The 23,318-nt window shown below is 59.8% G+C and carries 21 protein-coding genes and 1 riboswitch; of the genes, 14 read left to right on the forward strand and 7 right to left on the reverse strand.

What is annotated here, in order from left to right:
* Window positions 1–72: 72 nt before the first annotated feature.
* Genes ACA075_RS02315 through ACA075_RS02325 form a run of 3 tightly spaced genes read left to right on the forward strand, consistent with a single transcriptional unit; the run spans window position 73 to window position 2,988 of the window.
* Window positions 73–1,029: a glycosyltransferase family protein gene (locus ACA075_RS02315; protein ID WP_219093529.1), complete on the forward strand. Its 957-nt coding sequence runs from the start codon at window positions 73–75 to the stop codon at window positions 1,027–1,029.
* A gap of 54 nt (window positions 1,030–1,083) precedes the next feature.
* Entirely contained in the window at window positions 1,084–1,845 is a 762-nt protein-coding gene (locus ACA075_RS02320) for a glycosyltransferase family 2 protein (RefSeq protein WP_497297124.1), read from the forward strand.
* Between the two features lie 48 nt (window positions 1,846–1,893).
* The gene (locus ACA075_RS02325) at window positions 1,894–2,988 is read left to right on the forward strand and encodes a glycosyltransferase (protein WP_497299189.1); all 1,095 of its coding nucleotides are present in this window, start codon (window positions 1,894–1,896) and stop codon (window positions 2,986–2,988) included.
* On the opposite strand, the gene ACA075_RS02330 is transcribed toward ACA075_RS02325, so the two are convergent.
* Window positions 2,983–3,588, reverse strand: coding sequence for a BUD32 family EKC/KEOPS complex subunit (locus ACA075_RS02330; protein ID WP_497299190.1), 606 nt, complete (start codon window positions 3,586–3,588; stop codon window positions 2,983–2,985). The two genes, ACA075_RS02325 and ACA075_RS02330, sit on opposite strands and share 6 nt — an antisense overlap.
* 110 nt (window positions 3,589–3,698) lie before the next feature.
* On the opposite strand from ACA075_RS02330, the gene ACA075_RS02335 reads away from it, so the two are divergent.
* The 4 genes from ACA075_RS02335 to hldE all read left to right on the forward strand — a co-directional run bounded on the left by ACA075_RS02335 (window position 3,699) and on the right by hldE (window position 8,780).
* Window positions 3,699–4,871, forward strand: a complete 1,173-nt coding sequence (locus tag ACA075_RS02335) for an O-antigen ligase family protein (protein ID WP_497297126.1) — start codon at window positions 3,699–3,701, stop codon at window positions 4,869–4,871.
* A 15-nt stretch (window positions 4,872–4,886) separates the two neighbouring features.
* On the forward strand, window positions 4,887–6,692 hold the full coding sequence (msbA, locus tag ACA075_RS02340) for a lipid A export permease/ATP-binding protein MsbA (protein ID WP_497297127.1): 1,806 nt from the start codon (window positions 4,887–4,889) through the stop codon (window positions 6,690–6,692).
* Between the two features lie 360 nt (window positions 6,693–7,052).
* Entirely contained in the window at window positions 7,053–7,256 is a 204-nt protein-coding gene (locus ACA075_RS02345; RefSeq protein ID WP_497297128.1) for an adenylyl-sulfate kinase, read from the forward strand.
* Between the two features lie 102 nt (window positions 7,257–7,358).
* On the forward strand, window positions 7,359–8,780 hold the full coding sequence (gene hldE / locus ACA075_RS02350; RefSeq protein ID WP_497297129.1) for a bifunctional D-glycero-beta-D-manno-heptose-7-phosphate kinase/D-glycero-beta-D-manno-heptose 1-phosphate adenylyltransferase HldE: 1,422 nt from the start codon (window positions 7,359–7,361) through the stop codon (window positions 8,778–8,780).
* 160 nt (window positions 8,781–8,940) lie between these two features.
* Here hldE and ACA075_RS02355 read toward each other — a convergent pair whose 3' ends face one another.
* From ACA075_RS02355 to ACA075_RS02370, 4 genes are all read right to left on the reverse strand, one after another.
* Window positions 8,941–9,906, reverse strand: a complete 966-nt coding sequence (locus ACA075_RS02355; protein ID WP_497297130.1) for a metal ABC transporter ATPase — start codon at window positions 9,904–9,906, stop codon at window positions 8,941–8,943.
* Between the two features lie 32 nt (window positions 9,907–9,938).
* On the reverse strand, window positions 9,939–10,751 hold the full coding sequence (locus tag ACA075_RS02360) for an aldo/keto reductase (RefSeq protein ID WP_497297131.1): 813 nt from the start codon (window positions 10,749–10,751) through the stop codon (window positions 9,939–9,941).
* Complete coding sequence (locus ACA075_RS02365) at window positions 10,748–11,923, reverse strand: NAD(P)/FAD-dependent oxidoreductase (RefSeq protein ID WP_497297132.1); 1,176 nt, start codon at window positions 11,921–11,923, stop codon at window positions 10,748–10,750. The genes ACA075_RS02360 and ACA075_RS02365 overlap by 4 nt, the downstream gene beginning before the upstream one ends.
* A gap of 236 nt (window positions 11,924–12,159) precedes the next feature.
* A complete protein-coding gene (locus ACA075_RS02370; RefSeq protein ID WP_497297133.1) occupies window positions 12,160–12,492 on the reverse strand; it encodes a DMT family transporter in 333 nt (110 codons plus the stop codon).
* A 103-nt stretch (window positions 12,493–12,595) separates the two neighbouring features.
* Between ACA075_RS02370 and ACA075_RS02375 the strand changes: the two genes are divergently transcribed.
* Entirely contained in the window at window positions 12,596–13,516 is a 921-nt protein-coding gene (locus ACA075_RS02375; protein WP_497297134.1) for a LysR family transcriptional regulator, read from the forward strand.
* Complete coding sequence (gene waaA / locus ACA075_RS02380) at window positions 13,509–14,786, forward strand: lipid IV(A) 3-deoxy-D-manno-octulosonic acid transferase (protein WP_497297135.1); 1,278 nt, start codon at window positions 13,509–13,511, stop codon at window positions 14,784–14,786. The genes ACA075_RS02375 and waaA overlap by 8 nt, the downstream gene beginning before the upstream one ends.
* A 119-nt stretch (window positions 14,787–14,905) precedes the next feature.
* Here waaA and ACA075_RS02385 read toward each other — a convergent pair whose 3' ends face one another.
* A complete protein-coding gene (locus ACA075_RS02385; RefSeq protein ID WP_497297136.1) occupies window positions 14,906–16,345 on the reverse strand; it encodes a TolC family outer membrane protein in 1,440 nt (479 codons plus the stop codon).
* A gap of 192 nt (window positions 16,346–16,537) precedes the next feature.
* Window positions 16,538–16,643: riboswitch (TPP riboswitch) on the forward strand.
* A gap of 168 nt (window positions 16,644–16,811) precedes the next feature.
* Here ACA075_RS02385 and thiC point away from each other — a divergent pair.
* Both thiC and cytX read left to right on the forward strand, forming a co-directional pair.
* On the forward strand, window positions 16,812–18,701 hold the full coding sequence (gene thiC / locus ACA075_RS02390; protein WP_497297137.1) for a phosphomethylpyrimidine synthase ThiC: 1,890 nt from the start codon (window positions 16,812–16,814) through the stop codon (window positions 18,699–18,701).
* A gap of 151 nt (window positions 18,702–18,852) precedes the next feature.
* Window positions 18,853–20,145, forward strand: coding sequence for a putative hydroxymethylpyrimidine transporter CytX (gene cytX, locus ACA075_RS02395; RefSeq protein ID WP_497297138.1), 1,293 nt, complete (start codon window positions 18,853–18,855; stop codon window positions 20,143–20,145).
* Here the strand turns inward: cytX and ACA075_RS02400 are convergent.
* Window positions 20,114–20,860, reverse strand: a complete 747-nt coding sequence (locus ACA075_RS02400) for an RsiV family protein (protein ID WP_497297139.1) — start codon at window positions 20,858–20,860, stop codon at window positions 20,114–20,116. The two genes, cytX and ACA075_RS02400, sit on opposite strands and share 32 nt — an antisense overlap.
* Window positions 20,861–21,075: 215 nt before the next feature.
* On the opposite strand from ACA075_RS02400, the gene ACA075_RS02405 reads away from it, so the two are divergent.
* The 3 genes from ACA075_RS02405 to cpdA all read left to right on the forward strand — a co-directional run bounded on the left by ACA075_RS02405 (window position 21,076) and on the right by cpdA (window position 23,050).
* Window positions 21,076–21,693: an NUDIX domain-containing protein gene (locus tag ACA075_RS02405; protein ID WP_131058782.1), complete on the forward strand. Its 618-nt coding sequence runs from the start codon at window positions 21,076–21,078 to the stop codon at window positions 21,691–21,693.
* Entirely contained in the window at window positions 21,684–22,136 is a 453-nt protein-coding gene (locus tag ACA075_RS02410; RefSeq protein ID WP_008153350.1) for a DUF1249 domain-containing protein, read from the forward strand. Before ACA075_RS02405 ends, ACA075_RS02410 begins: the two co-directional genes overlap by 10 nt.
* Window positions 22,137–22,234: 98 nt before the next feature.
* Complete coding sequence (gene cpdA / locus ACA075_RS02415) at window positions 22,235–23,050, forward strand: 3',5'-cyclic-AMP phosphodiesterase (protein WP_497297140.1); 816 nt, start codon at window positions 22,235–22,237, stop codon at window positions 23,048–23,050.
* The last annotated feature ends 268 nt before the right edge of the window (window positions 23,051–23,318 follow it).

Genomic DNA, 23,318 nt, shown 5'->3' on the forward strand with positions numbered 1-23,318 from the left:
GTAAGTGACTCTGCCTCTGGACAGGGTTGGCTTCAGGTTTGGCTCAGTTTGCCTGGTGCGGCAAGGAAGACGATGAAGATTCTATTTCTGGTACAGAAAGATCAGCGGGCCATTCTGGACCGCTTGTACGAGGGTGTGGCTGCTCATTGCGAGTGCGACTTGCGGTGGCTCAGCAGTGAGGATCAACGCAACTTGCGCGGCTACTTCCGGCGTGAAGTCGACGTGTCACGGTATGACCGGATTGTGTTCTTCCTGCGCTTCAAGCAGGAAATCCGTCAGGCCGGGTTTATCCGTACGATCCCCAATCTTGTGATTCTTGAGCACGACGCTTACCAGAATTACATTCCTTGCAAGTACACCGGCAAGTTCAGTGCGCATTACCGCCGCATGCCTTGGGTACGGGTGATCAGTTCCGGTTTCGTGGTCGCCGAACGTCTGCGCGGGGAGGGGTTCGACGCGGTGTTCGTTCCCAAGGGATACGACCAGACGCTGTTGCAGGACCAGGGCCGCGAGCGCGATATCGAACTGGCGTTTGTCGGCAGTACCAACAGCGTCGCTTACAGTGGCCGCAAGGCTTTGCTCGATGAGTTGGGGCGCGTTGAATCCCTGGTGGTGACGCGTACCAAGTCCGGTGAAGAGTACTGCGACACGCTCAACCGTATTCGCTTCTTCGTCAGCGCCGATGTCGGTATGGGCGAGTTCATGATCAAGAATTTCGAGGCCATGGCGTGTGGCTGTGTGTTGCTGGCCTATGATCAGGGCGCGGCGGAAAGCCGCGCGCTGGGTTTGCAGGACATGCACAATGTCGTGTTCTATCAGGACATCCCTCAGCTACAGGAAAAGCTTGCCAAGCTGCGGGCCGACCCTGAGCTGGCGCAGCGTATCGCCCACAATGGCCGCGAACTGGCGGTCAGCCAGTTCAGCTTTGCGCGTATCGGCCAGCGTATCGTCGAGGAACTCGAACCGGTATTGCGCCCTCGAGCGCCGTTAAGCCTGCTGGAAAAAGTGCGCCTGAAACTGGGTGTTTGACAAGAACTGTTCAGCCATTGATATTGCTGATACTTCGACTTTATCGAGAATCAGGTGCTGTTTTCCGAAGAAAGTAACATCACATTGGTAGTCACCAGCTGTGGCCGCCTGGATCTGCTCAAGGCTACTCTCCAGAGTTTTGATCGGTTTAACACCGCCCCCATTCGCGAAGTGTTCATCACTGAAGATGCGGGTGATGAAGGGGTGCACGCGGTCATTCCTGCACATTGGAAGGATCACTGCACGGTGTTCGTCAATCAGCCGAAGCTGGGCCAGTTGGCGTCGATCGATCTGGCATACGAGCACGTCACGACGCCGTACATCTTTCATTGCGAAGATGATTGGGAATTCTATCGCTCTGGGTTTGTGGAAGATTCCATGACCATACTTGAGTTGCGCCCGCAAATCCTTCAGGTGTGGCTACGCAACTATATTTATGATCTGCGTGTTCACAGTCCCTACATTCATCTGGGGGCGCGTGAGGTTATCGCTGGGGTGCCTTGCTATCCATTGATCTCCGACAAGCCAGAGTGGCAGAGTTTCTCGCTGAACCCCGGGCTGCGCCGCATCAAGGAATATCGGCTGTGCGCTCCCTTTGCCGCGCATGGTGGGGAGAAGGCGCTGTCACAACGTTACGCGCAGCTGTATTTAACGGCAGTGACGCTTGAAGGGGATGCTGTTCTTCATACTGGCTTTGGCGTTCACGTACAGACGCCAGTTGAGCGTCAGCGCAAGGCGCGCCGCAGTCGACGCGAACACGTAAAGTCCGCATTGTTTCTATTGCTGGGAGTCGGCATTGGCTGGTTCATCAATTAAGTGCACCGCAGCTTATATCCTGAGAACCGTGCATTGGCTTCTTGCCCTATGAGTATTCTTAACGTCATGTGGGCAGGCGGCTCTCCGTTCGCCTCGATTCACAAGGTTCATCAGCAGATACTGTCTCAGGCCGACCCCGCCGCGTCGGTCAAGACCTGGTTACTTCAGGGGCGCGCGTCAGTATGCGGGGTCAATGTCGGAGACGTTCGGGAGTGGGGGCTGTCCTCTGCCCGCTTGAAAGGGCGACATTTCTGGCGGCTGATGAAGCCCTGGACGCGGGCTAATTTTCACAAGGCCCTCAAAGACAGTGATGCCCGTGTACTGCTGCTTGATGGTCTGGGCGTAGCGCGAACGCTGCTGCCCATACTCAAAACCCTGCCGCATCTGCGAGCCGTGGTGATTTTTCATGGATCTTCACGACTTCATGCCGCTGATCGAGCGCTCTTTCAGCAGTTCCCGGCTTCCCGGCTGACATTGGCCGCGGTGTCGAACACTCTGGCAGCCTTGCTGGCCCGCGACCTTCAAATGCCGATCATGACCTTGCGCAGTGCGTTCGACCCTGTCGCCTTCCGCGCTGCAGTGCTCCCTCGGGGGGAAGCCCGGGTCCGGCTGGGATTACCCCAGGACGACACGCCGGTACTCGGTGCGGTGGGACGACTGGTGGAGGAAAAGGGTTTTGCCTGCCTGCTCGATGCCTTTGCCAAGGTGTTGCAGCATCGGCCCGATCTGCGACTGGTGATTATTGGCGAAGGTTCGACCCGAGCAGCGCTGCAAGCCCGTATTGATAACCTGGGGTTACGCGCCAGCGTCTCATTGCCGGGCCATCTGAACGACGCCGCGCGGCTTTACAGTGCGTTCGACTGGGTTGCGATCCCTTCGCTGGACGAAGGCCTGGGCCTGATCATGCAAGAAGCTGTGATGGCGGGTGTTCCGGTACTGTCCAGCGAACTGGCAGTGTTTCGCGAGCAGTTGGCAGACGCAGGCTGGTATGCCCCAGTAGATGATGTGAGCGCCTGGAGCGATGCCATCGAGCGAGCGCTCAGCGTCTCCCCCGGGAAAATTGCTGCGGATCAATATCAGGCACTTGCGCCCGACCAGGCCTGGCGGGATTTCAGTCAGACCGCCCGCACATTGCTCTCATGACGGCAGTAAAGCCTGCTCCAGCGCCTGCATTGGAAAGCTGTCGTTCAGCTTCTCTCGGTCAATATAGCGGGCGAAGTGCTGCAGGTTGCGCCTGATCAGATACTTGGGCAGCGGTCCTCGCAAAAAGCGCATGTCCGCCACATCGATCAGGCCCATCCGGTTGTCCGGTGTGACCACGATGTTGCCCAAGTGCAGTGAACGAAAATAGATACCCGATGCGTGAAGACTGCGGATCAGCCCGACCAGAGCAGGTAAGGACTGTTGCCAGTTGAAACCGTCCTTGCTGGCGATCTGGCGCAGGGTTTCACCCGGCAGAGGCTGGTAAAGCACAGCCGTCATGCCTGGGGCTTGCAGTCGATAGAACTGCAGGACCTGAAAGGTCGGCACGCCAAGCTTTTGCAGTTCGACGGCATTGTCGATGAAGCGTTTTGAATACGGGCGGAACAACGCGGAAGAAAAAATACGCTTGCGACGAAACAGTTTGAGGATATTCCCATCCTGCAACAGGTAGACTTTCGGACCGAAGCTGTCGGTCTCCAGTACTCTGGCGCCTTCAATCATTTGATTTAAAGCGGCTTGCGGAAGCCGGGAGCATTGCATCGTAGGAAGCCTTGTTGAAATAGCGGGGCACTGTGGCGGGCAATGATGCCGAAAAGTTTCAGTTTTAACCATGCCGGGATGGGTGGGAGAACTATCTCAGGAGTAATTTGATGCAAGCAACTCGTTGGGCGCAGGTATGGATGATGATGGGGCTGTTGTGGTTTCTGCTGGCCATCGCTTTTGCGCCTACCAACAAAATTTATCAACAGGGGCTGGTTGCACTGCTCTGGTTGCCGGCCATGGTATTCGCCTGGCCGGCGCGTGCTCGGCTCCGGGAGCTCCTGTATGAGCAGCGCTGGGTCTACCTGCCAATGCTCGGCCTGCTGGTCTGGTCGCTGATCAGTCTCTTGTGGACGATCGACCCGGACCCGACTCGCGGCGCCAAGCGTTTGCTGTACATCGCAGTATTCCTGCTGTTCTTCCCGGTGTTTGCCGATGCCCGACCCGAGCGAGTGATTCGCGTCATGCAATGGGGCGGCATCGGGTTGGCGCTGTCTGCGCTACTGGCCATCATCAAGTTCTATTGGGTCAACGGCAATGCCTGGTACGGGCGAATTGAAGGTTTGGGCCAGTTGTCTCACCCGATTTTGGGTGGCTACGTCATTGGATTGGCAGCCGTGTGGCTGGTCCACTGGGTGCCGCAGACCCGCTGGATGAGGGTTGTCTGGGCGGTTGCACTGGCGTTGCTTGGTATGTTTGTGGTGCTTAGCCAGAGTCGTGGTGCCGCCTTGGCGTTGTTGCTCTCTTGCCTCGCCATGCCGATCTGGTGCCGTGATCGACGCAGCCGCATCGTCGCGGTATCGGCGCTGACATTGGCGATGCTGGCTTTCTGGTTTCTCGAGCCTTTGGTCATGGCGCGCGGTGTTTCCTATCGCCCCCAGATCCTCATGGTCAGCCTGCAAATGATCTCCGAACACCCATGGACCGGCCTGGGCCTTGGCGGCAACTACAAGGTGATCGCCGACGGTCAGTACTTCGACCACGCCCATAACCTGTTCACCCATGTGGCTATCGAACTGGGTCTGCCGGGCCTGCTATTGTGGTGCGCGGTGTGGCTTGCAGTACTGCGGGAGGCCTGGAAAGCCCGGGAAACGATATACGGACAAGGTGTCATCGGTGTCTGGTTATTCTCGTTCCTGGCCATGCAGTTCGACGCGGCCAACCTGACCGGAACGCCAAGAGCCGAGTGGTTCATCAGTTGGTTGCCCATTGGCCTGGCCAGTGTTTTGGTATGGGCGCGGGTCAAAACCGACGCTTGTGATAAAATTTCGCGTTCTTCCTAACCAGTGAGCTCTACGATGAGTGACGCACCGCCCAAAGCGGGACAGGATTCCAGCCTGAAAATCTATTTTCGGCTGTTGGGGTATGTAAAACCCTATGTTGGCCTTTTCCTGCTGAGTATCGTGGGCTTCGTGATTTTTGCCTCCACCCAGCCCATGCTGGCCGGGATTCTCAAATATTTCGTCGATGGCCTGAGCAACCCTGAAGCGGTGCTCTTTCCTAATGTGCCCTATTTGCAAGACTTGCAGTTGCTGATGGCTGTGCCGTTGCTGATCATCCTGATCGCCGCGTGGCAAGGCCTGGGGTCATTTCTCGGCAACTACTATCTTGCGAAGGTTTCGTTGGGTCTGGTGCATGACCTGCGTGTCGAGCTGTTCAACAAGCTGCTGGTGCTGCCCAACCGCTATTTTGATACCCACAACTCCGGGCATCTGATCTCGCGTATCACTTTCAACGTGACCATGGTCACCGGTGCTGCCACGGATGCCATCAAGGTGGTGATTCGCGAAGGTCTGACCGTGGTCTTCCTGTTCGCCTATCTGCTGTGGATGAACTGGAAGCTGACCTTGGTGATGTTGGCGATCCTGCCGCTGATCGCGCTCATGGTCGGCAATACCAGCAAGAAATTTCGCAAGCAGAGCAAGAAGATCCAGGTTGCGATGGGCGACGTTACTCACGTTGCGTCCGAGACCATCCAGGGTTATCGCGTGGTACGCAGTTTCGGTGGCGAGAGCTACGAGCAGCAGCGTTTCGCCGAGGCCAGCCAGAGCAACACCGACAAACAGCTGCGCATGACCAAGACCGGCGCGGTCTACACGCCGATGTTGCAACTGGTGATCTACTCCGCCATGGCCGTGCTGATGTTCCTGGTGCTGTTTCTGCGCGGTGATGCGACCGCCGGTGACCTGGTGGCCTACATCACCGCTGCCGGTCTGCTACCCAAGCCGATTCGCCAATTGTCGGAAGTCAGCTCGACGATTCAAAAAGGTGTGGCCGGTGCCGAAAGCATTTTCGAGCAGCTGGATGTCGAGCCGGAAATCGATTTGGGTACCGTCGAGCAAGAGCGAGTCAGTGGCCGTCTGGATGTACGCAATCTGAGCTTCACCTACCCTGGAACCGACCGTGAAGTCCTGAAAAATATCAGTTTCACCGCAGCACCGGGGCAGATGATCGCGTTGGTGGGACGCTCCGGCAGCGGGAAGTCAACCTTGGCCAGCCTGATTCCGCGTTTCTATCACCACGAAACCGGTGAGATCCTGCTCGATGACGTTGAAATCGAAGACTATCGCCTGCGCAACCTGCGTCGTCATGTTGCCCAGGTGACGCAACACGTCACATTGTTCAACGACACTGTGGCCAACAACATCGCCTACGGTGATCTGGCTGGCGCACCGCGTGCGGATATCGAGAAGGCCGCTGAAGACGCCTATGCGATGGACTTCATTGCCCAGCTGCCGCAAGGCCTGGACACTGAAGTCGGGGAGAACGGTGTGCTGCTTTCCGGTGGTCAGCGCCAGCGTCTGGCAATCGCCCGGGCGTTGCTGAAAAACGCACCACTGCTGATTCTCGACGAAGCGACGTCGGCATTGGATACGGAGTCCGAGCGGCACATTCAAGCCGCGTTGGATAAAGTCATGAAAGGCCGCACTACCTTGGTGATCGCGCACCGTCTGTCGACGATCGAGAAGGCTGACATGATCCTGGTCATGGATCACGGCGAAATCGTCGAGCGTGGCACCCATGCTCAGCTGCTGGCGCAAGGAGGCTATTACTCGCGCTTGCACGCCATGGGCCTGGACACGCCGGCTGAAAACATCGCCTGACACAGACGAGAGGGTGAGCCCGGCTCACCCTCTCGTTCACCCGACGTGCAACGCGCCCGGTGATTTATATCCAGGTCTTTACCTTTCTTGATCAAACGTGAATAAAACTCCGCACCGCACTTGTTAAGGTTCCTGAGCGAACCTCTGACTTGAATCGAGGGGGGCCATCCTCTTCGCACGGGTACTGCAATGTGGCAGATTTTGGATGGTCTGCGAGCAGTTGGGTCACTCGATGGTGCTGCCCCACCTCAGCGGCTCGCAGCCGCGTTGCCCGATGCTCGCCGGTGATTTCTGCTCGGCTCCTGCCCATCGGCTGGTGCGGCCGGTGTACCGGCGCGATTACGAGATGCTTGGTTATGAATGCAGAGCGACCGATGTCAGTTTGCGCGCAACGTGACCCAAAGGGCTTGTACCAGGGGGGGAAGGGAAGGACGGATCAAGGATTTCATCGGCATCGACAGTCCCTATGAGGCACCGCTGCGTGCTGAATGCGAGATTGACACGCGGACGCTGTCGATGGCGGATACCTCCCATCGGTTATCGGGTTTATGGATCAATAAATGAGTAAAAACCCCTGTTGAATCATCCCATTGCAGCCGCCGCACAAGCCCACGCCAACCCTGTGGTAATATCGCGGCCCTGTTCATTTTGTATGTGGGTTGCTCCATGAAGTTGTCCATGCCGCGATTCGATCAAGCCCCTGTCTTGGTGGTCGGCGATGTCATGCTCGACCGTTACTGGCATGGTGGTACCTCACGGATTTCCCCTGAGGCGCCGGTACCGGTAGTCAAGGTCGAGCAAATCGAGGACCGCCCGGGCGGTGCCGCCAACGTTGCGTTGAACATTGCCGCCCTCGGCGCACCAGCCTCGCTGGTCGGTGTGACCGGCGATGACGAAGCTGCCGATAGCCTGGCCAATAGCCTCAAGGGCGCGGGCGTGCGGGCGTTGTTCCAGCGCATCGCGCACCAGCCGACCATCGTCAAGCTGCGGGTCATGAGCCGTCACCAGCAATTGCTGCGTATCGACTTCGAAGAGCCCTTCGCCACCGACGCCCTGGCGCTGGGCGAGCAAGTCGACGAGTTGCTCGACGGCATCAAGGTGCTGGTGCTGTCCGACTACGGCAAAGGCGCGCTGAAAAACCATCAGGTGCTGATCCAGGCCGCCCGTGCCCGTGGCATTCCGGTGCTGGCCGATCCCAAGGGCAAGGATTTCTCGATCTACCGTGGCGCGAGCCTGATCACGCCGAACCTCAGCGAATTCGAAACCATCGTCGGCGGCTGCGCCGATGAGCACGAGCTGGTGAGCAAGGGCGCGCAGTTGATGCACGACCTGGACCTCGGTGCGTTGCTGGTGACCCGTGGCGAGCACGGCATGACCTTGCTGCGCCCGGATCATCCGGCGCTGCACCTGCCGGCCCGTGCGCGTGAAGTGTTCGACGTGACCGGTGCCGGCGACACGGTGATTTCCACGCTGGCGGCTGCGATTGCCGCGGGCGAAGAGCTGCCCCACGCGGTGGCTCTGGCCAACCTGGCGGCGGGCATCGTCGTCGGCAAACTCGGTACGGCGGCGATCAGTGCCCCGGAACTGCGTCGTGCCATCCAGCGCGAAGAAGGTTCCGAGCGCGGTGTGCTGGGCCTTGAGCAGTTGCTGCTGGCGGTCGACGATGCGCGTGCGCATAAAGAGAGAATCGTTTTCACCAACGGCTGCTTCGACATCCTGCACGCCGGCCACGTGACCTACCTCGAGCAGGCACGCGCCCAAGGCGATCGTCTGATCGTTGCGGTCAACGACGATGCCTCGGTCAGCCGCCTGAAAGGGCCGGGTCGTCCGATCAACAGCGTCGACCGTCGCATGGCCGTACTGGCCGGTCTGGGCGCCGTGGATTGGGTGATCAGCTTCCCTGAAGGCACCCCGGAAAACCTGCTGCGCGAGGTCAAGCCGGACGTGTTGGTCAAGGGCGGAGATTACGGGATCGACCAGGTGGTCGGTGCCGACATCGTGACCGCTTACGGCGGAACCGTGAAAGTGCTGGGGCTGGTGGCAAACAGCTCGACCACCGCAATAGTCGAAAAAATCCGCAATAACTGAAAACGACGCGGTCACTGTGGCAAGGGCGCTTGCTCCCGCTGGGCTGCGAAGCGGCCCCAAAACCATACACCGCGTGATTTCAGGGAACACTCGTTAGCCAGTGCGGCTACTGCGTAGCCGAGCGGGAGCAAGCTCCCTCGCCACACAAACCCTCTTGTTCCTATCGCACTGCCTTACGTGGCACGATTTTCTTCAGCAATTGCTTCGCCTTCCCACGCAACCGCGCTAAACCGGAATCCTTCCCCGGCAAACTCAACCCCTGCTGCCGCACCCAATCCTTCCAGCGAATCCGCTCATCGCGCACCAGCCAGCCTTCCTGCTGGGCAAAACTCTCTGCCAGGTAAAGCCCGCGCGTACTCGCCGGGTACAGCTGATCCTTTTTCAAGGTATACAGCTCAGCCAGCGGCTGACCGTCCTGCAGTGGCATCAAATACAAATCGGGGCGTTTGCGATCGAGCCGGGCTACCAGTTGATCGCCTTCCAGCCGCTCGTCGACATGGAACAGGCTCAGGGATTTGGCTTCCTTGGGTACGTCCAGGCGCAAGTCATAGATCAATTGCAACGAGGCCGTCGGCAAGTGCACGTAAGCCCGTGGACGTTCGATCAACTGCATCTTGGCGCAACGCACGGGCCGCGCCGAGCCGGACAACGGCGTCAGGCGAAAGGGCAACGCCTCGCGATAATGCAGCGCAGAGGAGTAGGGCGCCGGCAGCCAGGTGTCATTGAAACGTCCGCCGAGCCAGCCTTCCGGGGTTTCCAGCAGACACTCTTCGGCGATCTCCTGGATCGCCGTATGCAGCGGCAGGTTCAACTCGTGGGCCGGCACGTAACCGGAGATCAACTTGAGCACCACGTCGCCACGGTCTTGCCGGCGCTGACGCACCAAGACCCAGTAATCGCGATTCTGCCAATGCAGGGTCAGGCGTACCGAGACCCCCAGATTGGCCAGTTCCAGCGCGAAGCGCTCAGTATCGGGCACCGTCACCGGACGGCGACGTTGCAGTGTCTGGGAGAAATTGAGCGGCATCCCGACGCTCTGATAGCTCAAGCCTTCGGGAGTCGCTTCGACGTACAACGGCAGGGTCTTGAAGTTGCTCGGGTTCTTTCTTATGAGCGTGCGCGGCATGTCGGCTCCTGCTTAAGGCCGCGTGCGCGGCATCAGTTTCTACGTAGGACCTGGGCAACGGTCGCGACGTTGTGGGCGAGGTGCAGCGGATTGATGGTCCCGACAATAGCACTGGCAACACCCGGATGTTCAAACAACAACTCGAAGCTGGCGCGCACCGGGTCCACGCCCGGACTCAGGCAGACGTGGCCGCTGGCGAGGGCTTTTTTGACCAGAATGGCTTTGCCGTGAGCAGCAGCATAGTCAATGACTGGCTTCTCGTTCTGTTCGTTCAGATTGTAGGTGACCATGGCGCAATCACCCTGTTCCAGAGCCTTCAAACCCCCTTCGACGGTTTTGCCGGAAAAACCGAAGCCGCGAATCTTTCCTTCGGCCTTGAGCGCGGCGAGGGTCGCGTAGACCTCGCTGTCATTGAGAATCGCCAGGTCGTTGCCGTCGGAGTGCACCAGCACCAGATCGATAACATCCGTTTCCAGGCGTTGCAGGCTGCGCTCCACTGAACGTCGGGTGTGGGCGGCGCTGAAGTCGTGGCTCGATTGGCCGTCGGCAAACTCTTCGCCGACCTTGCTGACAATCACCCACTCCTGACGTTGGCCGCGCAACAGCGGGCCGAGGCGCTCTTCGCTGCGACCATAAGCCGGGGCGGTGTCGATCAGGTTGATGCCCATGTCGCGGGCGAGTTTGAGCAGCATGCGTGCTTCGTCATCGCCGGGAATCTGGAAGCCGTTGGGGTATTTCACGCCCTGATCGCGGCCCAGTTTGACGGTGCCCAGGCCCAGCGGTGAAACCAGCAGGCCGGTGCTGCCCAAGGGGCGATGCAGGTCGTGCAGGGTCTTTACGCTCATGGCAGCAGTTGCTCCCAGGCTGGAACGCAAATCGGTGGTTTTGGCAGGTCGGGCAGCGGCGCCGGGTGGCTTGGCTGGATGCCGTCACGCTGCAAAGACGCGATGACCCGGTCGGCGAAGTCCGGTGCCAGCGCCAGTTTGGTCGGCCAACCAACCAGCAGCCGGCCTTCTTCGGCAAGGAAGGCATTGTCCGGACGCGTCAGCCCAGATTGCAGCGGTTCGGCGCGATCCACACGCAAGGTGGCCCATTGCGCGGTGCTCAGGTCGATCCATGGCAGCAACTGGCCGAGTTCTTTCTGAGCGGTGGCAATTTGCTCGGCGGGTTCGCGGGCGACCCCTTCGGCTTCAGCAATGTCGCCGCCCATGTACCAGACCCATTGGCCATCGGCAGCAGGATGGGTGGTCACGGTCAGGCGCGGTTTGGTGCCGCCGCCCAGGCAGTGGGCGTACAGCGGTTTGAGGCTTGGGCCTTTGGCGATGATCATGTGCAACGGCCGGCGTTGCATCGCGGGCTGGCTCAGCCCCAGGGATTCGAGCAACGCCGCTGTGCCGGCACCGGCGCTGAGCACGATGCGCTGGGCGCGGATCTCGCGCCCGTCGACCTTCAGGCCCACCAGCACGCCGCCTTCCAGCAACGGTTCGATCTTCTGACCGGCGAGCAGGCCATCACCGGCCAGATCAGCCAGGCGCTGGATCAGGCTCGGCACGTCGATCACCAGTTCTGCCAATCGGTAAACCTTGCCCTTGAAGCGCTTGTCCTGCAGGGCCGGCGGCAGTTGGTCGCCCTTGACCTGGTCGACACGGCCGCGCACCGCTTTGCTGGCGAAGAAACTGGTGAGGTTGCCGGCGAGGGTGCCCGGGGACCAGAGGTAATGGGCTTCGGAGAGCAAGCGCACGCCGGACAGATCCAGCTCGCCGTCGCCGGCCAAGGCTTCACGCCAGCGGCGCGGCATGTCGGCGATGGCTTCCGAGGCGCCGGTCAGGGCGCCATGCAGCGCGTACTTGGCGCCACCGTGGATGATGCCCTGGGACTTCACACTCTGTCCGCCGCCGAGGCTGGCGCTTTCCACCAGCACGGTCGAAAAACCCTGGCGGCGCAGGCGTGCATTCAGCCAGAGGCCGGCGACACCAGCGCCGACAATCAGAACGTCGGTGGAAATAACGGATGGCATGCAGCGACCTCAGTGTTCAAGACGAGGGCGCAGTATACAGACTCGAAGAAGAGGGGATTTGTTGGGGATCAATGTCTATTGGGCAATGGAGATTACGGTGGCGAGGGAGCTTGCTCCCGCTGGGTGGCGAAGCCGCCCCAAAACCTGAATCCGAGGTCTGTCTGACACTCGGGTTTTACGACCGCTTCGCAGTCGAGCGGGAGCAAGCTCCCTCGCCACAGGCTTGTTGTATTCAGTCAGTGCCCGGCGGTTTTGGAGAAAAGCTGGATGACGACGACGCCCAGCACGATGAGCGCCATTCCGAGAATCGCCGGCACATCCAGTTTCTGCCCGTAGATAAACAGCGCCGCGACGCTGACCATCACGATTCCCATGCCGGCCCACACCGCATAAGCGACGCCCACCGGAACGCTGCGCACCACCAAGGTCAGCATCCAGAAGGCAATGCCGTAACCGACAATCACAAGAGTCAGCGGCAGTGGGGTGCTGAAGCCTTTGACGGCTTTCATTGAAACGGTCGCGATCACTTCGGCGCAGATGGCAATGGCCAGGTAGTAGTAAGCGGTCATAGGTGCATCCTCGTGTGAAGTGTTGCTGTCTGAGTTCGGCATTCTAGAGATTCTCCAGATGCGGTAAAGTCATTACCTATCTGTTCTGGAGATGGGTAGCCTCATGAGCATGCAATGGAATCTGGAGCAGCTGCGCTTGTTTGTCAGCGTAGCGGAGCAGCGTTCGTTTTCTGCCGTAGCACGGGATCAGCGCAAGGCGCAGTCGGCGGTCAGCAGTTCGATTGCGCTGCTGGAGGAAGACCTCGGCGTCAGCCTGTTCGACCGCAGCAGCGGCCGTCAGCCGAAACTCACCGAGGCCGGCAATGCCTTGCTGGAAGAGGCGCGGGAAGTCCTGCGTCAGTGCGAACGCCTGAACGGCCGGGCGCTGGCGATGATGCGCGGTCAGGAAGCGCGTTTGCGGGTGGCTCAGGATGAGGCGATGCCCTATCAGCCGATCATCGAAAGCTTTGCAGCCCTGGCCGACAAATTTCCCAGCCTTGAAGTGCAGCTGACCAGTGCCGCTCAAGGTGATGTGGCGCGCAAACTGGTCGAGCGTCGGGCCGACCTCGGGCTGCTGTTTTATCACGACCAGATCCCCGAGGCGCTTGAGCGTCGAGTGCTCGGCAGCGTTGAGATGCTCACCGTGTGCGGCGTCGGCCACCCATTGGCGAAACAAGCGCAGGTTGATTGTCAGCAACTGGCGCAGCACCGCCAGTTGCTGATGTCCACGCAGTCCAGCGTCTATCCCGGCAGCGAGCCGGCCAGCCCGCAGGTCTGGCGGGCCGACAGCTTTTACGTGATGGCCGAATGGCTGGTGCGCGGCCTCGGTTGGGCCTGGCTGCCGCGACACGTGGTGCAGTACCCGGCGTATCAGGACCTGATGGTCGAACTGGACAGCGAATGGACCCCGCCAGCGCTGGTTGTGGAACTGGTCTGGCGCCGCGACGAGCCCCTCGGCCCGGCGGCTCGTTGGCTGGCAGAACGTTTTGCCGTGCACTTGCAGGCGATCGGTGAAAAAACCGATAAACTCCGCCGCCATGAATAGAACTCTCTACACCGCGCTGTTTTACCTGGGGCTGCCATTGGTAGCTATTCGGCTGTGGCTGCGTTCGCGCAAGGCGCCGGCGTATGCCAAGCGCATTGGCGAACGCTTCTCCCTCGGCCTGCCGACGATGAAGCCGGGCGGCATCTGGGTGCACGCGGTGTCGGTGGGCGAGAGCATTGCCGCAGCGCCGATGATTCGCGCCCTGCTGCAACGTTACCCACTGCTGCCAATTACCGTGACCTGCATGACCCCGACCGGTTCGGAGCGCATCCATGCCCTGTTTGCCAGCGAGCCGCGCATCCAGCACTGCTATTTGCCTTACGACTTGCCATGCGCGGCGGCACGGTTTCTCGATCGGGTCCAGCCGAAACTGGCGGTAATCATGGAAACCGAACTCTGGCCGAACCACATCCATCAGTGCGCCAAACGCGGGATTCCGGTGGCGTTGGCCAATGCGCGATTGTCCGAGCGTTCGGCCAGAGGCTATGGCCGCTTCCGAAAACTCACCCAGCCGATGCTGGCGGAAATGAGCCTGTTCGCGGTGCAGACCGAAGCCGAGGCTCAGCGTTTCCGTAACCTGGGTGCGCGTGCGGACACCGTCGAAGTGACCGGCTCGATCAAGTTTGACCTGACCATCGATCCGCAATTGCTTCTGCGCGCCACCGAATTGCGCGCGCAATGGCAGGCGCAGGAACGCCCGGTGTGGATCGCCGCGAGTACTCACGAAGGTGAAGACGAAGTGGTGCTGGCGGCCCATCGTCAGTTGCTGGCCAATCATCCCGATACGTTGCTGATTCTGGTGCCGCGTCATCCAGAGCGTTTCAACCCGGTGTTCGAGTTGTGCCAGCAGCAGGGTTTCGCCACGGTGCGTCGTGCCTCCGGCGAGCCGGTCACGGCGAATACGTCGGTGTTGCTGGGCGACACCATGGGTGAGTTGTTGTTTCTTTATGCCTTGGCGGACAGCGCGTTTGTCGGCGGCAGCCTGGTGCCGAACGGCGGGCATAACCTGCTGGAACCGGCGGCGCTGGCCAAACCGGTGCTGAGCGGCCCGCACCTGTTCAACTTCCTCGAAATCGCCGCGCAATTGCGCAGCGCCGGGGCGTTGCAGGAGGTGGAGGATGCCGAAGGCCTGGCGCTGGCGGTGCAGCGGCTGTTCGAATTGCCGAGCGATGCGCAGCGGATGGCGGAGGCGGGGTTGAAAGTGATGCGCACCAATCAGGGCGCGTTGCAGCGGTTGCTGGATGGGTTGGGGCGGTTGATCGATCGTTAGACCGCGTCGTCTGCATTCGCGAGCAAGCCCGCTCCCACATTTGATCTCTGTCGCGCACAAGTTTTGTGTTCACAGGAGATCCAATGTAGGAGCGGGCTTGCTCGCGAAGCTTTTGCTTTTTATTGAGTTGGATTTGCCTTCAACTGCGCCGCCGCAGCCTTGGCCAGGTCCGGTGGCAGGAAGTCCTTGTCCGGGTTGTAGTCGGCCTTGAGATAGCGCGCCAGGTCCTGCAAATCCCCCGGGTTCAACGTCCCGGCGGCCTGCTTCAAGCGCAGGTTGTCGAGGATGTAATCGTAGCGGGTGTTGTTGTAGTCGCGCACCGAGGTGTACAGCTGACGCTGGGCATCCAGCACGTCGACGATGTTTCGCGTGCCGACCTGATAACCGATTTCAGTCGCTTCCACCGCGCTCTGGTTGGAGATGATCGACTGCTTGCGCGCCTGCACCTGCTCGACGTCGGTGTTCACCGCCCGGTGCAGGTTGCGGGTGCTTTCCACGATTTGGCGACGCAGGGATTCACGTTGCTGCTCGGACTGGTCCAGTTGCGCATACGATTGGCGCACCTGGGAATTGATCAGGCCGCCACTGTAGATCGGGATGTTCAGTTGCAATCCCACGGACGTTTGGTCGACGTTGCCTTTATAAGCCGGGCCGGAGATGGTCGGGTTGCTGAACCCCAGGGCGTCGTTGTCACCTTTCTGGTACTTCGCCACGGCATCCAGGGTCGGCGCATGACCGGCCTTGCGCTGCTTGAGGGTTTCTTCGGCGGCACTGACGGCGTAGTTGCTGGCCAGCAAATTCAGGTTCTGTCTGGCGGCGGTGTCGACCCAGGCCTTGGCATCATTCGGTGCTGGCGGCAGGATCGGCAGTGTGTGGACGATGCCCTGGATCGAGTTGTACTGACGATTGGTCAGGGTGATCAGCGCTTCGAAAGCGTCATCCACCTGGCGCTGCGCAACTATCCGGTTGGCCCGTGCGGTGTCGTAACTGGCTTGCGATTGCAGCACGTCGGTCTTGTCCGACAGGCCGACATCGAAGCGCTCGTTGGACTGGTCGAGCTGGCGTTTGAATGCCGCTTCCTCGGCCTTGGTCGAGGCCAGGTTGTCCTGGGTGCGCAGCACGTTGAAGTAGTTTTCAGCGGTCTGCAGGATCAGGTTCTGTTCGGTGGCCGAGAGTTGCAGCGCGGCCTGCTCGTTGACGTCTTTGGCAGCCTGGAACTGGAACCAGCGATCAGCTCGGAACAGCGGCTGCGCCAGAGTGGCCTGATACGAATGCGCATTGCGGTTGATCGTGGTTGCAGGCTGATCGATCGAGGTGCGCACGTTGTTCAGTTCTGCGCCGCCCGACAGGTTTGGCAGCAGCCCGGCGCGGGCCTGGGGCACGACTTCTTTCTGGGCGCCATATTGAGCGCGGGCGGCAGCCAGGTCGGCGTTGTTGTCCACTGCTTCCTGGTAGACGCTGACCAGATCGGTTTTTGTCGATAAGGGCGCTTCTGCTGCCCATGCCATTCCATTGGACGCACAAGACACGGCAAAGGCCAGTGAGAGTTTGCGCAGCATTTGACGATCCCTAGAAAATTACGCTGATAATTTGAGCGCCAAGGCTACGGCGCGGCCCATACAGCGTCAAGGCGCGGCACGGCGTAGCGAGTGTAGTGGGGCGCAACGATGGCAACAATCCTGTAATTGCGCCATTCATCATGGTGTTTACAGCGGTGTTGGCGTTCTTTGCCAGTTGTGTCTAGACTGGCCGGGTTCTTGTCGGGGTGCCTTGCTATGAGGCTGAGATCGAATAATTTCGGATCCCGTTGAACCTGATCAGGTTAGCGCCTGCGTAGGGAACAAGATTTCTCGTCACCCGGCGAGTCCTCTTGTGCTTCGTCCGGGATGTTGTTCGACAATCGAACACCCCTCGAGCACTGAGCACAGCACCAACGGCTTCGTTATGGCTGATTGGTCGCGTCCATTCGTTACAGGTTCGCTCCGACAAAATTCCACTGCCTGGATGCTGTCTGGAGAGCCCGTGATGACGATAAAACTAAAAAACACTACGAACCTGAGTGACTCGGCCCAAGTCGATCAACAATCGGTTCAGCCGTTTACCCGCTCGCAAAAAATCTATGTTCAGGGCTCTCGTCCGGACATCCTCGTGCCGATGCGCGAAATCAGCCTGGATGTGACCCCGACCGACTTCGGCGGCGAGATCAACGCGCCCGTGGTTGTGTACGACACCTCGGGCCCGTACACCGACCCCAACGTCATCATCGACGTGCGCAAAGGCCTGGCCGATGTGCGTTCGCCGTGGATCGAATCCCGTGGCGACACCGAGCGCCTGCCCGGCCTGAGCTCGAACTTCGGCCAGGAACGCCTCGCCGACGCCGAACTGACCAAGCTGCGTTTCGCCCACGTCAACAACCCGCGCCGCGCCAAGGCCGGGGCCAACGTCAGCCAGATGCACTACGCCCGCCAAGGCATCATCACCGCCGAGATGGAATACGTCGCCATCCGCGAAAACATGAAGCTTGAAGTGGCTCGCGCTGCCGGGCTGCTGGACCAGCAACACGCCGGTCACAGCTTCGGCGCCAGCGTGCCGAAAATCATCACCCCCGAATTTGTCCGTGACGAGATCGCCCGTGGTCGCGCGATCATCCCGGCCAACATCAACCACACCGAACTGGAACCGATGATCATCGGCCGTAACTTCCTGGTGAAGATCAACGGCAACATCGGTAACAGCGCACTGGGTTCGTCCATCGAAGAAGAAGTGGCGAAACTGACCTGGGGCATTCGCTGGGGTTCGGACACGGTCATGGACTTGTCCACCGGCAAGCACATTCACGAAACCCGCGAGTGGATCATCCGCAACTCGCCGGTGCCGATCGGTACCGTACCGATTTATCAGGCCCTGGAAAAAGTCGGCGGCGCCGCTGAAGACCTGACCTGGGAGCTGTTCCGCGACACGCTGATCGAACAGGCCGAGCAGGGCGTCGATTACTTCACCATCCACGCCGGTGTGTTGCTGCGCTACGTGCCGCTGACTGCCAAACGCGTCACCGGCATCGTGTCCCGTGGTGGTTCGATCATGGCCAAGTGGTGCCTGGCGCACCACAAAGAGAACTTCCTCTACACCCATTTCGAAGACATCTGCGAAATCATGAAGGCCTACGACGTCAGCTTCTCGCTGGGCGATGGCCTGCGTCCGGGCTCGATTGCCGACGCCAACGACGCCGCGCAATTCGGTGAGCTGGAAACCCTCGGCGAGCTGACCAAGATCGCCTGGAAGCACGACGTGCAATGCATGATCGAAGGCCCGGGCCACGTGCCGATGCAGTTGATCAAGGAAAACATGGACAAGCAGCTCGAGTGCTGCGACGAGGCGCCGTTCTACACCCTCGGTCCGCTGACCACTGACATCGCACCGGGCTACGACCACATTACCTCGGGTATCGGTGCGGCGATGATCGGCTGGTTCGGTTGCGCGATGCTGTGCTACGTCACGCCGAAGGAACACTTGGGCCTGCCGAACAAGGATGACGTGAAGACCGGGATCATCACCTACAAGATCGCCGCACATGCCGCCGATCTGGCCAAAGGGCATCCGGGCGCGCAGATCCGTGACAATGCCTTGAGCAAGGCGCGATTCGAATTCCGTTGGGAAGACCAGTTCAACCTGGGCCTTGATCCCGACACCGCCCGTTCGTATCACGATGAGACCCTGCCGAAGGATTCGGCCAAGGTCGCGCATTTCTGTTCGATGTGCGGGCCGAAGTTCTGTTCGATGAAGATCACTCAGGAAGTCCGCGAATACGCGGCCAACCAACGGATCGAAACCATCGACGCCGAAGTCGCCCAGGGATTGGCGGACCAGGCTGAGCGGTTCAAGCAGGAAGGCAGTCAGCTGTACAAGAAGGTTTGATCTGACCTGAAAGGGTAGGGCCTGCAGAGGCCCCATCGCCAGCAGGCTGGCTCCCACACTGGATTTGTGGTGTTCACAAGTCCCCTGTGGGAGCCAGCCTGCTGGCGATAGCGATCAACACAACAAAAAATGTCCCTCTGAGATAACACCCTTGAGCATTCAACCCAGCACTTATTCCCCCGACATCGCGGTGCCAATCGACAAACGTGTCTTCGGCGGTCGCGATCTGTTTTCCCTGTGGTTCTCCCTCGGCATCGGCCTGATGGTGCTGCAGACCGGCGCCTTGCTCGCGCCAGGCCTTGGCCTGTCCGGCTCGTTGCTGGCGATTTTTCTCGGCACACTGGTCGGCGTTCTGCTGCTGGCCGCTGTCGGCGTGATCGGCAGCGACACCGGCCTGTCGTCGATGGCCGCGCTCAAACTCAGTCTCGGCAAACGCGGCGCGAGCCTGCCGGCCGTGCTGAACCTGCTGCAGCTGATCGGTTGGGGTTCGTTCGAAATCATCGTGATGCGCGACGCCGCCAGCTTGCTGTGTGCGCGGGCGTTCAGCGAAGGCAGCCTGCTGTCGAACCCGCTGCTCTGGACTGTATTTTTTGGTGGTTTGGCGACCTTGCTGGCCGTCAGCGGTCCGCTGACTTTTGTCCGTCAGATCCTGCGTAAGTGGGGTATCTGGCTGCTGCTGGCCGCGTGCATCTGGCTGACCTGGAACCTGTTCGCCAAAGCCGATCTGGCAGCATTGTGGGTACAGGCCGGTGACGGTTCGATGCCATTCGCCGTGGGCTTCGACATTGCAATTGCGATGCCGCTGTCGTGGCTGCCGCTGATTGCCGACTACTCACGCTTCGGCAAACGCGCGAAAAACGTGTTCGGCGGTACAGCGATTGGCTTCTTTATCGGCAACTTCTGGCTGATGAGCCTCGGCGTCGCCTACACCCTGGCGTTCGCGCCGAGCGGTGAAGTGAATGCCTTGCTGTTGGCATTGGCCGGTGCTGGCTTGGGGATTCCGCTGTTGCTGATTCTGCTGGACGAGTCGGAAAACGCCTTCGCCGACATTCACTCGGCGGCCGTTTCCAGCGGGATTCTGTTGCGCTTGAAGGTCGAACATCTGGCATTGGCGATCGGTGTGATCTGCACGCTGATCGCGTGCCTGGCGCCGTTGGCCCAGTACCAGAATTTCCTGCTGTTGATCGGTTCGGTGTTTGCGCCGCTGTTCGGCGTGGTGCTGGTGGATCACTTCATCCTGCGCAAACGCAGTGCTCAAGTCGCATCAGCCGCGTTGCGCTGGCCGGCGTTGCTCGCCTGGTTGGGCGGGGTGAGCACCTATCATTTGCTGGCTAATCTGTATCCGGACGTCGGCGCAACCCTGCCGTCGTTGATTCTGGCAGGGCTGCTCCAGCTGGTGCTGGGCCGGGCCTTCAGTTACGGCCGGGAAACAGCTCGGGCTTGAGAATGCCGTTCAGGCGTGGGTAGGGGATCTTCAGTTCGACGTGACCCAGCGCGTAAGGCGCGATGGTGCTGGTTTCGTACTTGAGGATCACCCCGCCGTAGGTCAGCGCCACGTTCTGGGTTTTCTGGAAATGCCACTCCTTCAGGAACTCCGGTTCCTGATCGAGCTTGGTGCTGATCAGCCAGCTGTTGTGAGCCACCTGCGCGGCTTTCCAGAACGCCTCTTCCTGCCCCGGCACCAACATGTCGGACAAGGTCAGCACTTTATGCTGCTGGCGCGAATAGTTGATGAAGCTGCGGCCCGGGGTGCCATGCGCGCCGCCGGTGTCCAGGTAGCTGGAAAACTCGACGATCACCAAGCCGTCATGCTGCTCACGTACTTTGGCTTGCAGGTAGCTGCTGTAGCGCGGGCCGGCGGTGCGCAAAAACTCATCGCGATAGGCCGTCAGCGTCGGTGCCGCCGAGGCATCGGGTGAGGTGCGGGTCATTTGCAGCAGGCGCTTTTCGACAATGCCGTCCAGCTGAGGCTCGGCGGGGAAGCGCAGCGTATCGATGTTCACCAGCGGGCAGTCAGGTGTCGTGCAACCCGGTTTCAGCGTTTCGGTGGCGTCGCGAGTGGTTTCCAGCGGTGCCCGGTAGTTGGGTTGAAACAAACTCTGGCAGGCGCCCAGGGTCAGGGCGATTGTGGCCACGGAGGCGATTTTAAAAAGTGACATGGGCGTCCTTCATAAAACAGGGAAAGGCAAAAAGTTATCCGCTTCGACTCTCAACGAAGCAGTCAGTTCGCCACTAAGCTAATTAGAGTTGGTTTCGCCCTCACCGTCTATCTCGCTGATGGGAAAGGGGCTGCATCAAACGGCGCGAGCGCGTTAGGATGGCGCGAAGTCGAGGTTGGAGCCTCTTCATGGATTTGCAGTAAACGAGGATTGTCATGACTGATTTTGCCAACGCCATTCCGACCGCCGTTGATATCGTTCGGCGCGAAAAGTGCTACGAGGGCTTTTACAAGCTCGATCGTGTGCACTTGCGTCATGAATTGTTTGCCGGTGGCATGAGTCGCGAGATCAATCGTGAAGTGTTTGTTCGCCATGATGCGGTGTGCGTGTTGCCCTACGATCCGCAACGCGATGAAGTGGTGCTGATCGAGCAGTTTCGCGTTGGCGCGATGGGCAAGACCGACAACCCGTGGCTGATCGAGCTGGTCGCCGGTCTGATCGACAAGGATGAAGTACCGGAAGAAGTTGCTCACCGCGAGGCGCAGGAGGAAGCTGGGCTTGTGTTCGGGGCGCTTTGGCCGATGACCAAATACTTTCCATCGCCGGGCGGCAGCAACGAATTTGTGCATTTGTACCTGGGGCGTTGCGACAGCACCGGAGTCGGCGGCCTGCATGGGCTGGAGGAAGAAGCAGAAGATATCCGCGTCACGGTCTGGGCGTTCGAAGATGCCCTGCAGGCCGTTCGCGACGGACGAATTGCCAACGCGGCCAGCATCATTGCCTTGCAATGGTTAGCTTTGAACCGCGCTGAAGTGAGGGGGCTATGGTCGTAAACAAGCTGCGCGATCGTTACAGGGTGGACCTCGTGGGGCTGCAAGCCTCCTGCGAGGCCAACTACGCGCGCCTCATGCGACTGCTACCGGACATGCGCAACGAACCCGAGGCGCGGCGCATTGCCGTGACCCACGGCGACCAGATGCTCGGCGTGCTGGCCCTCGAAGTGCTGCAGGTCTGCCCATACACCACGACCCTGCAAGTGCGCCAGGAACACAGCCTGCCGTGGCTGCCGGTGCCGCAACTGGAAGTGCAGGTCTATCACGATGCGTGCATGGCCGAAGTGGTCAGCGCCGAACATGCGCGACGCTTTCGTGGCATCTATCCTTACCCGAATGCCTCAATGCATCAGCCGGATGAAAAGGCCCAGTTGAATATGTTTCTGGGTGAATGGCTGAGCCATTGTCTGGCGTGTGGGCATGAGTACGCTGTCGTTCGATAGATGTGAACTGTGTCAGGTTCACAGGTTTCCTCTTTTGATCGTCCCCCAGCATAATTGCGGCACTCATTCGATCCCGTGATTCAGCCTGGGAGAACGCCTTGCCGAGCGTATCCACTTTGACCACCGCCGATTCGGCGTTGCTGGTGCAACTGTCCGACAGTCATTTGTTTGCCGAAGCGGACGGGACGTTGCTGGGCATGAATACCCGTGACAGCCTGCAAAAGGTCATTGAGCTGGTGCGCGTTCAGCAGCCGCAGATTGATCTGATCGTTGCCAGTGGTGATCTGTCTCAGGACGGGACGCTGGAGTCTTATCAGTTGTTTCGCGACCTGACTCGACAGCTCGATGCGCCGGCGCGCTGGATTCCCGGCAATCATGATGAGCCGCAGGTCATGGCCGAAGCGGCGGTGCAAAGTGCTTTACTGGAGCCTGTGGTGGATGTGGGTAACTGGCGGGTCACTTTGCTGGATTCGGCGGTGCCGGGGTCGGTGCCGGGGTATTTGCAGGATGAGCAGTTGCAGTTGCTGGCTCGTTCGCTGAGTGAGGCGCCTGAACGGCATCATTTGGTGTGCTTTCACCATCATCCGGTGTCGATTGGTTGTGCGTGGATGGAGCCTATTGGCTTGCGCAATCCTGAGGCTTTGTTTGCGGTGCTGGATCGCTTTCCGCAGGTACGTGCTGTTTTGTGGGGGCATGTGCATCAGGAGATTGATCAGGTGCGCAATGGTGTGCGGTTGATTGCTTCGCCTTCGACGTGCATTCAGTTTGAGCCTGGGAGTGAGGATTTCAAGGTCGGGGAGCAGGCGCCGGGGTATCGGTGGTTGCGGCTTTTGCCTGATGGGCAGCTGGAAACCGGTGTTGAACGTGTCACCGGGTTCGACTTTCAGGTCGACTACGGCTCGAACGGGTATTGATGGTTGTGGTCTTGGCGGCCTTCGGGCCGACCATGTTGTGGTTGACCGGGTGCATATCCATTTCTGCGGTAACGGCGGCTGGCGGTTTCGCCCTTACGGCGACTCACTTTTTTTACAAGCGCCTAAAAAAAGTAAGCAAAAAAACGCTCGCCCCAAACGTCCGGCCCCTCGCTAAGGCTCGGCGTACCTTCGTTCCGGTATTCATCTGGGGGCATCGCCTCCGGTCGGCTTCGCTTCGACCTCCTCTCGATGTGTGCGGCTTCGCCGC

The organism is Pseudomonas sp. LBUM1663, from assembly GCF_059695905.1.